The 14,640-nt window shown below is 33.9% G+C and carries 9 protein-coding genes and 1 tRNA gene; 3 read left to right on the plus strand and 7 right to left on the minus strand.

Translation table 11 applies throughout. From position 1 onward, the window contains the following. Positions 1–72: 72 nt before the first annotated feature. The 4 genes from TD18_RS05885 to TD18_RS05900 all read right to left on the minus strand — a co-directional run bounded on the left by TD18_RS05885 (position 73) and on the right by TD18_RS05900 (position 7,665). On the minus strand, positions 73–1,875 hold the full coding sequence (locus TD18_RS05885; RefSeq protein ID WP_040249878.1) for a tetratricopeptide repeat-containing sensor histidine kinase: 1,803 nt from the start codon (positions 1,873–1,875) through the stop codon (positions 73–75). Positions 1,876–1,987: 112 nt separating this feature from the next. Continuing rightward, positions 1,988–2,992: an isoaspartyl peptidase/L-asparaginase family protein gene (locus TD18_RS05890; protein ID WP_040249880.1), complete on the minus strand. Its 1,005-nt coding sequence runs from the start codon at positions 2,990–2,992 to the stop codon at positions 1,988–1,990. A 15-nt stretch (positions 2,993–3,007) separates the two neighbouring features. Further along, entirely contained in the window at positions 3,008–4,678 is a 1,671-nt protein-coding gene (locus TD18_RS05895) for an MFS transporter (RefSeq protein ID WP_040249882.1), read from the minus strand. A 32-nt stretch (positions 4,679–4,710) separates the two neighbouring features. Beyond that, entirely contained in the window at positions 4,711–7,665 is a 2,955-nt protein-coding gene (locus tag TD18_RS05900; RefSeq protein ID WP_040249884.1) for a GH92 family glycosyl hydrolase, read from the minus strand. A gap of 111 nt (positions 7,666–7,776) precedes the next feature. Between TD18_RS05900 and TD18_RS05905 the strand changes: the two genes are divergently transcribed. Both TD18_RS05905 and TD18_RS05910 read left to right on the plus strand, forming a co-directional pair. Further along, positions 7,777–9,006, plus strand: a complete 1,230-nt coding sequence (locus TD18_RS05905) for a metallophosphoesterase (RefSeq protein WP_040249886.1) — start codon at positions 7,777–7,779, stop codon at positions 9,004–9,006. Positions 9,007–9,148: 142 nt separating this feature from the next. Then, a complete protein-coding gene (locus TD18_RS05910) occupies positions 9,149–9,445 on the plus strand; it encodes a thioredoxin family protein (protein ID WP_033957573.1) in 297 nt (98 codons plus the stop codon). Here the strand turns inward: TD18_RS05910 and TD18_RS05915 are convergent. Continuing rightward, positions 9,442–10,083 (minus strand): polysaccharide deacetylase family protein, encoded by a 642-nt coding sequence (locus TD18_RS05915; RefSeq protein WP_040249890.1) that lies wholly within the window; start codon positions 10,081–10,083, stop codon positions 9,442–9,444. The two genes, TD18_RS05910 and TD18_RS05915, sit on opposite strands and share 4 nt — an antisense overlap. 6 nt (positions 10,084–10,089) lie before the next feature. Continuing rightward, a complete protein-coding gene (locus TD18_RS05920) occupies positions 10,090–13,485 on the minus strand; it encodes a glycosyltransferase family 117 protein (RefSeq protein WP_040249892.1) in 3,396 nt (1,131 codons plus the stop codon). A 149-nt stretch (positions 13,486–13,634) separates the two neighbouring features. Here TD18_RS05920 and TD18_RS05925 point away from each other — a divergent pair. Then, positions 13,635–13,707 (plus strand) — tRNA-Gln (locus TD18_RS05925). A 51-nt stretch (positions 13,708–13,758) separates the two neighbouring features. On the opposite strand, the gene TD18_RS05930 is transcribed toward TD18_RS05925, so the two are convergent. Then, positions 13,759–14,583: a universal stress protein gene (locus tag TD18_RS05930; RefSeq protein ID WP_040249894.1), complete on the minus strand. Its 825-nt coding sequence runs from the start codon at positions 14,581–14,583 to the stop codon at positions 13,759–13,761. Between the last annotated feature and the right edge of the window lie 57 nt (positions 14,584–14,640).

Genomic DNA, 14,640 nt, shown 5'->3' on the forward strand with positions numbered 1-14,640 from the left:
CTAAAGCTAAACTATATCTTTTAAAAAGTTAGTGAATGCTATTCTTTTTTGTAAATATTTCATAGAAGTATATTAAAGTAAATTATACCTTTTTATAATTAAGGTTACGTCTGTTCCGTAATCTATTTTAGATTTATAATTTAATGTTGCCTTAAGTTTTTTGGATAAAGCTTTTATTAATGTAATCCCGAAAGAAGCGCTTTTAACTTCACCTTCAAAACCTTTTCCATTGTCAATGACTCTTAATACTAAATGTTCTTCTTGTTTCTGAAAAAGGATGTCTATTTTACTTTCTGAAGTGACTTCATCAAAAGCATGTTTTAAGGTGTTAACAATAAGTTCGTTTAAAATTAAGCCTACAGGTGTTATGGTTTCAATATCTAAAACAAAAGGTTCTACATCGAGATGATAAGAAATAGGATTGGATTCAAACTGATGGCTTTCAAAAATATCACGTACTAAATCACTAAAATAATCTTTGGCGTTAATTCCAATAAGTTCATCTTTATTATATAATCTCTGATGAATCAATACCATGGATCGAACTCTGTTTTCGGCTTCTTTTATGGCAATTTTTGCTTCTTTATCTTCGACATTTTCAGATTGCAAATACAATAAACTAGATACAATTTGAAAACTGTTTTTAACGCGATGATGTACTTCTTTTAACAGGGTGTTTTTTTCATCTAAGGTGTCTTCTAATAAGCTTTTCTGTTTGGCTAATATTTTATTTTTTTGTCTGTTTTTAAAACTAAAATAACCCAGAACTCCTGCCATAAATAAACCAGCAATAGCTAAGGTGATATATAATTGGTTTTGTTGTTCTCTTTTTTCAGTTTCAACTTTTAATAGTTTTAATTGAGCATCTTTCTTTTCAGTCTCATATTTCTGAAGTGCTTCAGATAAGTTTTTATCTTTTTGCTCATTAAAAATAGAATCCTTAAGTTTTTGGTAATGATTTGCTAAATGCAATCCTTGAGCATAATTTTTATTCAATTCATTAGCAAGAATGAGATCTGGCATGATAGATAGTTGTTCATCAAAAAATCTATTCGTTTTATATTTATGATAAGCATCATTTAATAGTTTTAGCCCTTTTTTATTATTCCCTTCTGCAATGGCAACATTTCCTAATCCTCTAAGAGCTGAGGCGTAAGAGTAAATATCACTTATGGAATCAGTTATCATGATTACCTTTTCGAATAGAGGAGTTGCATTGTCAATTTCATTCAAGTCAAGATAAGTATTCGCTAGGTTTATGCTTAAAGAAGTTATATATTCGATATGATTTGTATTGTTCACATCTTCTAATGCGCGTTCCATATAGTATTTTGCATTTTCAAGATCACCTCTGTTTTTATAAATATTGCCAATATTATTTAAAGCAATAGCACTTCGTCTTAAATCACCTATGGATTTGCTAATATTTTGAGATCGTTTAAAATATTTTAGAGATAGCGTGTCGTTACCACTGTTTTCATAGGCTGCGCCAATACCGTTAAATACAGAGCTTAAGCGAGCAGAATCTTTTTTCTTTTCGAAATAATCGGCAGATTTAAAATAAAATTGAATGGCTGTTTCAAAGTCACTTTCAACAACATGTGCATTTCCTAAATAATAATTTGCCAAAGCAACACTAAACGAATCTTTTCGCTTTTTCGCATATTCGTAAAATTTTTGGGTGTAGTCTTTAGAGGAATTAGGATCAGAATAATACGTTAATCGCCTTAATTTATTGTAAGCATCCATTTTGATGCTATCGTTTTTAGTGTGTTCAATAACAATTTGCAGAGAATCTATTTTAGAGACGTTTTGCGCGCTTGAAATAGGTGTTAAAACGAAAAATAGTACTGTTACTATGAAAGTAAATCGCATTTTTAAAGTATTTATTCTAAGCTATGATTATTTTTTTGAACGTAATTTAAAGTTAGGATAATCAACTTATATTTCCGATTTAGCTACATAATTGTTGCAAATTTGAATGGTCCTATGACTTAATAAAGTAGTCAGAATGAACATTTTTATTCACTCCATTTTGATATTTCATATAGGTAAATCCTTTATGAATACAATAGGATCCTACATCACCTGATGTATTCATTGCGATATAAGCAATTTGAAAATCTTTGTATCGATCATTTTTATTGGTAATTCTATTTACAGCCTCTTCGCAGGCCTTTTGAGGAGACATACCGTTTCGCATGAGTTCAACTATTAAAAAACTTCCAACGGTCTTCATGATCTCTTCACCCATCCCTGTGGCTACTGCACCTCCAATTGCATTATCAATAAATAATCCTGAACCAATAATTGGTGAGTCTCCAACGCGTCCTTTCATTTTATAGGATAAGCCAGAGGTTGTACAAGCACCAGCAATATCACCATCTTTATCCATACATAACATCCCTATAGTATCGTGATTTTCGATATTAATTAATGGTTTGTATTCAGGGGATTTTAACCATTCTTTCCAGGCTTTTTTTGAGGCTTCCGTTAAGAGGTTGTCTTTTTCTAACCCTTGACGATAGGCAAATTCTTCGGCTCCTAAACCCGCTAACATCACATGAGGTGTTTCGGTCATAACACGTCTTGCCAGTTCGGCTACATTAGTAATGTTTTCAACGCAAACTACTGAACCACAATCACCATTGCTATCCATAACACACGCATCAAGAGTTACGTTCCCTTCTCTGTCGGGTGCACCACCTTTACCTACCGTTGTGTTTTTAAGATTTTTTTCTTCAACGGAAACACCTGCAATTGCAGCATCAAGTGCTTTTACCCCTTTGGACAGTTCTTCACCAGCTTTTGCATTTGCATTTACAAATCCCCAAGTACAAATAGCAATTGGGTTTTTAGATTTGTTGGTTGTTATAGTCATTTCTTTTTTGGTTTTTTCTGAAGAATTTTCAGCACAATTAAGGAGTGAGTTTCCAACAGTAAGTCCGACGCCAGTAAGAGATGCATTTTTTATAAAATCTCTACGTTTCATAATAAAAGTTAGCTGCTAGTAAGTTACACCTTGTTTGTCTAATACAGTTTTTGTTCTGAAGGCATAAAACAACAAGTAGCCAAAACAAGCCACAGCAATCCAATACGAAGATTGAATATTAAACACATCTGCTAATTTACCTTGAACAGGAGGAATTATTGCACCTCCTAAAATCATCATGATTAAAAAAGCAGAACCTTGAGAAGTATATTTTCCCAATCCAGCAATGCTTAATGTAAAAATACATGGCCACATGATTGAACAAAATAGTCCACCAGATAAAAATGCAAACAAGGCAATATTTCCTGAAGAAAATAAACCTATTAACATGCCCAGCATTCCTAAAAAGCTAAATATCTTCAGGGTTTTAACAGGACTGTCTTTAGCTAAGAAGAATCCAAAAATTTGAACTGCTATACACACTCCGAAAAATAGAATTTCATTAGTTGAAAAGGTACTGTTGTATGAATTTACCAATAGAATAACACCAAAGGCAATGTAAGGTACAATAATAAGCAATGCCTTCTTGAGTCCTTGTGAAGGATTAAAAACTGTAATGGCGCCAACCCATCGTCCAATCATCAATCCGCCCCAATAAAGTGAGATGTATTTGCCGATTTCAGAATCATTTAAAATAGGCAATCCTAGGGCGTTTAAGTTTGAGTTTCCAACACCTTGTTTCAATAATTCTCCAAGATTACTTCCAATGGTAACTTCAACACCAACATAGGTAAATATAGCCAGCATTCCTAAGACTAATTGAGGGTATTTCATTGCTCCCCATCCTTGAGGCTTTTTAGAGGCCATTGAGTTTGCAACAAATACAGACCCAATAACTGCAAAAAGTGCAATGAAAAGAATAATTAATCGTGTTTGTTCTATAGCTTCAGTTGCAATGGCATCTCCAGAATAAGTGTTAAAGATGTAACCAAAGCAGCCAACCACAACTAAAGTTAATAGAATTAATAAGTTGCGAGCTTTGTTAGCAGGTTCAAAAGCAGTTTCCGACTTTAATGCAGGTAATTTTTTTGAAAAATAAAACAAGGCTGCTGCAACTAAAAATAATGTCCCAACACCAAGGTACAAGTTTTGTACTGTTACAAGGGTGATTTTATTATCAGTTATCATTTGCGCTAATTCATCGGTACTCCAAGTGGCTGAACCAAATATTACAAAACTCACAACTATAGGTCCAATTGTGGTTCCAAAGGAATTGATACCTCCAGCTAAATTTAGTCTATGCGATCCGGTTTTTGGATCGCCAAGAGCGATAGCAAATGGGTTTGCGGCAGTTTGTTGTAATGAGAAGCCTAATCCAACAATAAACAATGCGATGAGTACAAAGTAGAAGACACTTGTTTGACCTTGTTCTGCACCAGCTGTGGCTGGATACATGATAAACGCACCAACAGCAGATAGTAACAAACCGTATACAATACCCGCTTTATAACCCCAATTATTTAGGATATCTTTTTTGATGGCACTTGACATTATAAATAGTAAAAGTGCTCCTATGTAATAAGCGCCATAAAATGCAAAATCTACTAATTGTGATTGAAACTGATCGATGTTAAAATACGTTTTACAAAACGGAATGAATACACCATTGGATGCAGCTATAAATCCCCAGAAAAAAAACACGGTAACTAATGTCGTTAAAGCTGATTTGTTGTTTTGGTTTGTCATGAGTTGGTAATTTATGTGAAAATAGGATTTTATTATTTAATTGTAATTTCATCTACAAAAATCCAGCTTCTTCCGTTATGTGAGTGACCTAAATGCCATTCTGGAAGTTCGCCTAATTTTTTAGCAATAATTTTTAAGAATCGGAATTTTTTTGAAGGTTGTTTGAAGTCAAGTGTTTTAATTTCACTTTCTTCGATAGGAACAGTGGCATCAATTGTTTTTTTGTTACCTAATCGAAAATAGTTTTCTCCATCTGTTGATCCAAAACACTCGACTTCTGTTGGGTAAAAAATCCAGGAACGTTGATCTTGTAAAAAGTTAATGGAGACGCTTGTTACATTCTTGAGGCTACCTAAGTCAATAGTGGCAATCACATCATTATTCCAATAGCCTTGCCAGGTTCCTGTTCTGAAATCAAGCGTTCCGAAGATACCATCAATAAGTGCATCATTTCCTCCTGCATTGTATTGGTTAGCATATTCAGTTTCTAGTGTAATAGAAAGATTGGGATCTATTTTATAAAATTGGGTTTCAATGGTGGCACTTTTATTTCCTTTATTTTCTGAATAGATTGTAAGTGAAATGGCTTTGTCAATTGTGAATGGTTGCTCATATTTTTTAAAGCCACCTTTATGTCCTAACCGATAATAAATGGCTGCATTTTTATCTACGTTATCTAAAACAACTTCAGTTTCACCTTTAAAAGCGACATCACCTTGAGCAATAAAAGGTACAGGGACAATAAGATAATCATCGATTTTTGTATTTGGCTCTTGACCTTTTTGTGTTCCCCAAATGGAAGGTGTATCGGTCATTTGAAACTCTAAAGTACTACCATTTATAATATCTTCGTGAGTAATAAAAGACTTTTTAAACGGATTTCCATTTAGAGACAACGATTCGATATACTTATTAGTGTGAGATAAATTATGAGCTATAATGTTGAAAAATTTTCCGTTTTCAAGATGTATCGTGGCCTTATCAAATAAGGGTGCTCCAATAACGTACTGATTACTTGCAGGTGTTACAGGATAAAATCCTAAAGATGAAAACACATACCACGCACTCATTTGTCCGCAATCTTCATTTCCAGAAATGCCATCAGGTGAGTTCGTATATAATTCAGTTAGAATCTGATGTACTTTCTCTTGAGTTTTATGTGGTTTGTTTACAAAATTGTACAGGTAAGCCATGTGATGACTTGGTTCGTTTCCGTGAGCATATTGACCAATAAGTCCCGTGATATCTGCCTGACTTCGGCCAGATGTTTCAGCTTCAGCCGTAAATAATTCATCCAACTGCGCTTCGAGTTTGTCTTTTCCACCTAACAGATTTGTAAATCCGGTAATGTCCTGAGGCACATAAAAGCTATACTGCCAGGAATTAGCTTCGGTATAATTAAAATTCACTTCGTAAGGATCGAAAGGAGCAAACCAAGTATTTCTGAAACGACCACGCATAAATTGTGTTTTAGGATCGTAAACGTTTTTATAGTATTGAGCTCTTTCAGTATAGGTTTTGTAATCTTCATTTTTGACTAAGGCTTTAGCCATTTGAGCAATCGTCCAATCGTCATAAGCATATTCTAAGGTTTTTGAAACCGATTCGCTTTCCTCTTCCACAGGAATAAAGCCATATTTTTTATAACTGGCTAATCCTAATTTATCTCTGGTAGCAGAATGTTTCATGGCTTCAAACGCCTTTTCAGTATCAAAATTTTTAATACCTTTTAGATATGCATCAGCAATAACTGGAACCGCATGATAACCAATCATACAACCAGTGTAATTGGCACTTAAATCCCAAATAGGCATGATACCACCTTCATCATATTTCGCTAAAAACGTGTTGATAAAGTCATTGGTTCGTTTCTGTTCAATAATCGTATATAAAGGGTGAGCAGCACGATAGGTGTCCCAAAGCGAGAAGACCGTATAGTAATCAAAATTTTTGGTTTCGTGAATTTCCAAATCCATACCACGATAACGTCCATCAACATCTTGATACAGATTTGGAGCAATCATAGTATGATATAACGAGGTGTAGAAATTTGTTTTATAATCTTCGTTTTGAGATTCAATGACTATTTTTTCGAGTTGTATTTCCCAGGTATTTTGGGCTTCAGTTTTTATATCTTCAAAGGACTTATTTGCCAGTTCGGCTTCTAAATTTTTGTGAGCACCTTCCGCATCAACAGCACTAATGCCAATTTTTATTAAAACAGGTTCATTAGTTGGGTTGTCAAATTCGATAACAGCTTGTTTACTTAAAAATTTATAGTTTTTTGAAATTGGTGTTTTACCTTCCAAATAGGTAATATCATTTATGGGTTCTGAAAACCGAATGTGGTAAAATAAACGTTGATTAGTAGCCCAAGCCTTTGAATGTCTGAAGCCTGTAAGCGTAGAATCATTGAGCATTTGAATTTTATAATCTAACAATTCATCGCGATGCTCTAAGTCTAAAATTACATATTGATGATCTGAAGAAGGATAACTGTATTTATGGATTCCGCTTCTTTTTGAAACCGTTAATTCAACTTCAATATTTGTGGAATCTAAAAGCACTTTATAATAACCAGGTTCTGCAGTTTCATTATCATGAGAAAAATGAGCGCGATAACCCGCTTTTCCGTCACTACCATTATTAAAATTAATTTCATTGGTAGGCATTAATAAGATATCACCATAATCACTAACACCTGTACCGCTTAAGTGCGTATGTGAAAATCCGTAAATATAATTATCATTGTAGTGATAACCAGAACAGCCATCCCAACCATTTAATCTTGTGTCTGGACTTAATTGCATCATACCAAAAGGCATCGTAGCTCCAGGGTAGGTGTGACCATGTCCTCCAGTACCAATGAATGGATTTACATATTGAATAAGAGGTTTATCTTTTTTTGCACTACGCTTACTATCACTATGAAGGTTACAGCCAGTAAATGTAAAAGCTAATAAAGCCATTGAAAAGATGAATCTCATGAGAGGGTTTTTAATTCGATTGAAAAGATAGTAAATCTTAAGGTATCGTTAAATATAATTTATCGAGATAGTTGCGCTTTAAAATGCGTTATATTTGAAAAAATTACAGGTATGGTGCGTTGGATTATCTTTATTTTAATCTATTCTCTTTTTACAGTATATGGCTTTCAGGCAATTAAAACAGTAACAAAAATAAGTTGGATACAATATTTATTTATTGTAGTTGCAATTATAGTTGCGGGTAATTTTATTTATCAATTTTCTATCGGTTCTGAAGGACGCGTACTAAATCCGGCTAAAAGTTATGCATTTGGTATTTTGCTGGCATTCATGTCTTTAAATTTGGTCATGGTTCCAATTTTGATTGGTGAAGATATTATTAGATTGGCTTTAGGCTTGTATGATAAATTATTTGCGACTAAAGAAACGTTTTACATGCCATCACGACGCAAGTTTATAAGCACAATAGCCTTAGGTTTAGCGGCAATTCCCTTTGCGTCTTTACTTTATGGCATGTATAAAGGAAAGTACAGATTTAGAGTTTTAGACTATGTGCTTCATTTTGAAGATTTACCAGAGGCCTTCGATGGCTATAAAATTACGCAGATAAGCGATATCCATTCTGGAAGTTTCGACAATCGTAAAAAGATAGAATATGGTGTTAATCTCATTAATCAACAACAATCTGATGTGATTATGTTTACTGGAGATATGGTAAATAACAAATCCTCAGAAATGCTTCCTTGGGCAGACTTATTCAGTGAGTTAAAAGCTAAAGATGGTGTGTATTCTGTTTTAGGAAATCATGATTATGGTGATTATATCGATTGGCCGTCACCTGATGCAAAAGCACAGAATTTAGCAGATTTAATTCAGTTGCAAAAGACAATGGGATATGATGTATTGCTCAATGAAAGTCGGTTTATCGAACGTGACGGACAACGAATTGCTATAGTAGGAGTTGAGAACTGGGGAAAGGGAGGATTTAAGAAAGCAGGAGATCTCAAAAAGGCTGCGAATCAAGTAAATGCAGAGGATTTTAAAATATTAATGAGTCATGACCCAAGTCATTGGGAAGCAGAAGTTGTAAACGATGATTATCATTACCATTTAACTTTAAGTGGTCATACACATGGCATGCAATTCGGAATTGAAATTCCAGGTTGGATAAAATGGAGTCCTGTAAAATGGAGGTATAAACAATGGGCTGGAATTTATGAAGAGTTAGGGCAGTATATCAATGTAAATAGAGGTTTTGGTTACTTAGGCTATCCAGGAAGAGTTGGAATTTGGCCAGAAGTAACAGTTATTACCCTTAAAAAAGGCTCAAATAACGCTTAATAGCATGGAAATGTTATATTTACTCTGAAATTGCTTATTTTTATAAATAATTCAGAGTGAACCTACTACAATACTTTATTTAAAGTATAGCCAAAAATTGTGTAGGTTTGTATATAGATATTTGATTTAAAAGTTTAAACGTATGTCAAAATTTGGGGAACTTATAGATGTTGACATTCCTGTTTTACTGGATTTTTTCACAGAATGGAATGAACAATCTACAGCGATGCATCCAGTAATGAGAGATGTTGCTGCTGCTCTTGGCGATAAAGCTAAAGTCATTAAAATTGACGTTGATAAAAATAAGGAGTTGGCTGAAGCACTTCGGGTTAAAGGTCTACCAACACTTATTATTTACAAAAACGGTGAAATGAAATGGCGTCATAGTGGTGAACAAGATGCAAATACACTTATTGGTATAGTTCAAGAGTTTCTCTAGAAACTTAAGGCTTTAAATCTAAATCCTCCCTCACCAAAATATTCCAGAACTTTGGGAAGTGCATACATCATATTTTTAGATGCTTTTACGCTGTCGTGAAAAACGATTATACTTCCTTTTTTACTTTTAGAGATGACATTAGTGTAGCATTCTTCTTTAGAAATTTCTTTTTGCCAATCAAACGATAAGACATCCCACATAATGATTTTGTAATCTAAATCTATAAGTTGTTTTCCTTGCTTTGGTTTAATTTGTCCGTAAGGAGGACGAAATAAATGCGAACGTTGAGATTGGTAAGTCCTAATCTGTTTTTCTGTCTCTAAAACTTCATCAAGATAGGCCTTACTTTTGGTTTTCCAACCCTTCACATGATGTTGAGTATGATTACCAATGGTATGACCTTCAGCTATAATTTTTTGAAAAATGTCAGGATACTTTTCAATATTTGCACCTATACAAAAAAACGTAGCTTTTGCATGATATTCTTTCAAAATATCAAGCGTCCACTCTGTGATTTCTGGAGTTGGACCGTCATCAAATGTAAGGAACAAATCCTTAGTTTGAGTTGGAATGTCCCAAACGTAATTTGGAAACATCTTTTTTGCTACTAAAGGTGTTTTAACAGGTGTGATTTTCAATGGTTCCTATTGGTCTAATTTTAAAATACTATCTATTGTATCTGTTGCAATATCTGTATCTTCTCTAAAGAATTCTTCATCATCAGGTTCATCTTCATCTGTAAAATGTCTAAACAATCTTAAGTAATTATTGAATTTTTCTGTTTCTTCAAGCGCTAAATCTTTGTCATTATAAATTACTAGCAAATCAACTAAGCCTCTGTAGCGTTCAATGTCTGAAACAATTTCATCAAGATATCTCGTTTGGTTTTCAATAGATAACTCACTGTAATACTTTAAGTTTTCCTGATATTTTCTAGCAACGTCTTGATACAGTTTTCTGGCTTTTTCAGTTTTTTCAATTTCATAATAGCCTCCAATATAAGGTTCAAGTAGTGTATAATATCCAAATTTATCTACAGGCATTTTTTCCATAGCTAAATCGGCAACGTTTTCAGCTTTGTCGAGTTGATCTTCATTAATAAGTTGCTCCATTAAACGCGCAAGGTTTCCTCTATACGTAATTCCGTTTTTACGAGTTTCAACATCGTGGTAAATAGCATCACTACCACTATTTCCCCAATCCCATGACATCACTTTATCATACATCAATTCTGAATCAATTCGTCCCATATCAAAAGGATTAGCTCTGTCAATCGGTGTTTTAATCGGTACTAATTTATAGCACAAACCATCTAACTGAAGGTAATCCTTCATCCAAATATAATCTTCGTCACTAAAGGCGCCTCCTGTAAAATAGATAGGACGTTTCCAGTCATTATTAGCTACGATATCTAACATTAACAATCTGTTCTTGTAAAGCGCGCTGCCTTTAATCTCAACATCTAAATAAGGTAAAATTTTATCAGCATCTTTTTGCTTAACGATACCATTTTCTAAAACAGCCTCTTTGTCAACTGGCACTCTTATAAAACGTGTTGGGAAATAATTAGAGTTGAGTAATTGAGTTGGATATCCAGCAGGATCTTCACCCTCACGTTGTAGGATGTATTTTAATTTATATTTAGGATCATCGCTAGAAATAAAATTCATAAAATCTTTAATCATCAAGGTGTCCTCGGTAATTTCTCGCCGCATGATATAATCTCGAGTTCCGTATTTGTACTGATCATGGGTTAATTGTGATGGGATCGGATCGCTTTCATAAGCTTTACGCTTCATTTGGTCAATATACCAATCGGTTTGAAACAAACTCGTATTTACAACTCTCACGTCTGTTCGTACACCTTCAATCTCTTGCAGATACCAAAGTGGAAAACTATCGTTATCACCAATGGTAAATAAAATAGCATTCGGAGCGCAAGATTCCAGATACTTTCTAGCCATGGCGTTTGCCGTGTATTTGTCAGATCGATCATGATCGTCCCAGTTGTTAGCTGCTAAAATCCCTGGAACCAAAACTAAACATACAACGGTTATCGCAGGTGCTAAAAATTGAGTTGCAACTTTAGTTCGTAACAAATCGTAAATAGCATAAACTCCAAATCCAATCCAGATTGCAAATACATAAAAAGAACCTACAACAGAATAGTCACGTTCTCTGGGTTCAAATGGTCTTACATTCGTGTAAAACTGAATGGCTAGTCCAGTAAATAGGAAGAACACTAACATCACCCAAAAACGTTTAGGATCTTTAAACATTAGGAAAAAGAATCCGATAAGTCCTAATATAAATGGTAGGAAATAGTACGTATTTCTAGCTTTATTATTTTCAACATCACTAGGTAAGTTGTCTTGGGACATGCCTAAATGTATTTCGTCTATAAAGTCAATACCACTAATCCAGTTGCCATGTAAAGCTGTGTATCGCCCTTGAACATCATCTTGACGTCCAGTGAAATTCCACATAAAATAACGCCAGTACATATAACCTAACTGATAATCTATCATATAATAGAAATTATCCATTAGTGAAGGTTTTTCAATATCTAAAAATTGCTGACCATACTGCTTAAGAAAGTTGTGATAATCTTCGTAATCGACCTGACCAGTCATCACGCTATCCCTAAAGGCATTGACTTGTTCTTTTATGCTATTTAATCTCAAATTAGAATATTGACTCGCTTCATCATTAGAATATCCTTGAGCTAACGCGTCATTATAAAGTGTAATGCCTAAGTCTGGCTTGATTTTAAAATCAAGTAAACCGGTAAACATCATATAGTTTTCTGCGTGTTCTGTACTCCACATTCGTGGTAAAACTGCTGCCTGCTCAGAATTGTAATTTTGCTTAGCGTTTTTATATTCGTTTACAATGACGTATTTACCTTGTTCATGATCTTTTTCATATTTAGGTTTGTCATCCACATAAGGATTGTTATCGTCTAAACCAGTGTATTGTTCCGTGAAAAGCGGACCGTAAAATAAATGCGTTTCTGGATACTGTTCTAAATTATAATAAGCTAAAAGCTCTCTGGCACTTGACGGGTTATTCTCATTAATGATCACATTTGCATTAGCTCTAATGGGTAACATTAACCATGAGGAAAATCCTATAAATATAAAAATCAAACACAGTATTAAGGTATTTGCATATTTGTAACCTTTCTTTTTAGTTTCTTTTAATCCGAAATAAAATGCTGCAACTAAAGCTAATCCAGCTATTATAGAACCCGAATTAAATGGTAAGCCAATAGTGTTGACAAAGAAAATTTCTGAAGCACTAAATAATTTTAAGGCATTAGGTAGTAATAATTTGAAAATGAACAATAAAATAGCAACAGCCACAATATTGGCAAGGATAAAATTCTTTGTCGTTACAGTTTTGTGATTTTTAAAAAAGTAAATTAATCCTAAAGCAGGAATGGTGAGTAATCCCATAAAATGAACTCCAAATGATAATCCAATAACAAAAGCTATTAAAATTAACCATCTGTGACCTCTTGGCTCGTGCATGTCTTGTTCCCATCGTAAACCTAAATAAAATAAGACAGCCATAATTAAAGTAGCCATAGCATACACTTCGGTTTCTACGGCATTAAACCAAAATGAATCTGTAAATGTAAACGCTAAGCTTCCAACCAAAGCACTTCCTAAAATTGCGATAGACGCACTTTTAGACACTTCACCTTCCTTAGATATTAGTTTTTTAAGCAAGATACTTATGGTCCAAAACATAAAAAGAATAGTGAAAGCACTGGCAACAGCGCTCATCATATTCATCATCATTCCGATGGCTTCATTATTTCCAAAAGTAAATATGGAGAAAAAAGCACCTAAAATTTGAAACAAAGGTGCTCCAGGAGGATGACCAACCTGTAACTTTGAAGACGTTAAGATGTACTCACCAGCATCCCAAAAACTTACCGTAGGTTCGATGGTTAAAGCATAGGTAATCAGTGCTATTGTAAAAGCAAACCATCCTAAAATGGTATTCCATTTCTTGAAGTTGAAATGTGTCATATTTATGGTCTATTTATGCGAGCGAATTTACTAATAAATATATGAAACGCTAAAGTTTTTAAGTAAACGTTATGCTTTTTTGATTATTTTATAGAAATTTATTTGTACAAATAAAACTTTGTACTAAATTTGCATCCTCTTTAAGAGATTGGCCTATGGTGTAACTGGCAACACATTGGTTTTTGGTACCAAAGAGTCTAGGTTCGATCCCTAGTGGGCCAACAAAAAAAGTCTTCCAATTTTGGAAGACTTTTTCTTTTTATGTGATATTTATTAAATTTTAAAGGTAATTACTGGTCGTTTGGCGTGATTTACCAAATCTTCACTAATACTGCCATTAAAGAAATGTGCAATCCCTTGTCTGCCGTGCGTACTGATGCCAATTAAATCTGCATCAATGTCTTTCGAGAAATTTAATATACCCTCTTCAACACTATTATCATTATAAATGTTCACCGTATAGTTTTTAAAACTATAGCCTTCTATAAAGGCATTGATACGCTCATTCGCTTTTTTAGTAGTAGTGAAATTTCCTGCTGTGTTTACCATTAATAAATGAATTTGAGCGCCAAAGGCAGTTGCGAATTCTGTGGCTTGACGGTAGGTTTCTTTGCTGTCATTTTTAAAATCTGAAGCAAAAACAAAATCATCTATACTAAATTCATCATGTTCATTTTTTATAACTAAGACTGGCACATCAGAATTTCTAACCACTTTTTCAGCATTAGATCCTACAAACATTTCTTTAAAACCACTGGCACCATGCGAACCCATAATAATGATATTTGCACCTTGTTCATGACAAATCTCTACAACATTGTTGAATGAAGCTTCTGGTTTTACGATTTCATGAACAGTTATGTCTTTTAAATAATCACTATCCATAATCTCTTCAAACTTTTTATGCGCCATTTTCATAAAAAACATTACTTCTGGAACTTCAACATGAGCGCTTACAGCATCAATATCCTGCATAGGAATTTCTAACATGTGCAATAAATGAATCTCACTACCATGCTTTCTAGCGATTTGAGCGGCTACCTTGAGGGCGTTTTCTGCCTCCTGAGAAAAGTCTGTTGGAACTAATATTTTTTTCATAAAGTTTTAGATTGATTATAATTACATAAATTTAATAATAAAAATCGACATAGCACA

The sequence above is a fragment of the Psychroserpens mesophilus genome, assembly GCF_000826645.1.
GTDB classification, from domain to species: Bacteria; Bacteroidota; Bacteroidia; order Flavobacteriales; family Flavobacteriaceae; genus Psychroserpens; species Psychroserpens mesophilus.

Coding starts and splice junctions, on each gene's coding strand:
- TD18_RS05885 (WP_040249878.1), bottom strand. CDS start 1,875: ATGCGATTTACTTTCATAGTAACAGTACTATTTTTCGTTTTAACACCT.
- TD18_RS05890 (WP_040249880.1), bottom strand. CDS start 2,992: ATGAAACGTAGAGATTTTATAAAAAATGCATCTCTTACTGGCGTCGGA.
- TD18_RS05895 (WP_040249882.1), bottom strand. CDS start 4,678: ATGACAAACCAAAACAACAAATCAGCTTTAACGACATTAGTTACCGTG.
- TD18_RS05900 (WP_040249884.1), bottom strand. CDS start 7,665: ATGAGATTCATCTTTTCAATGGCTTTATTAGCTTTTACATTTACTGGC.
- TD18_RS05905 (WP_040249886.1), top strand. CDS start 7,777: ATGGTGCGTTGGATTATCTTTATTTTAATCTATTCTCTTTTTACAGTA.
- TD18_RS05910 (WP_033957573.1), top strand. CDS start 9,149: ATGTCAAAATTTGGGGAACTTATAGATGTTGACATTCCTGTTTTACTG.
- TD18_RS05920 (WP_040249892.1), bottom strand. CDS start 13,485: ATGACACATTTCAACTTCAAGAAATGGAATACCATTTTAGGATGGTTT.
- TD18_RS05930 (WP_040249894.1), bottom strand. CDS start 14,583: ATGAAAAAAATATTAGTTCCAACAGACTTTTCTCAGGAGGCAGAAAAC.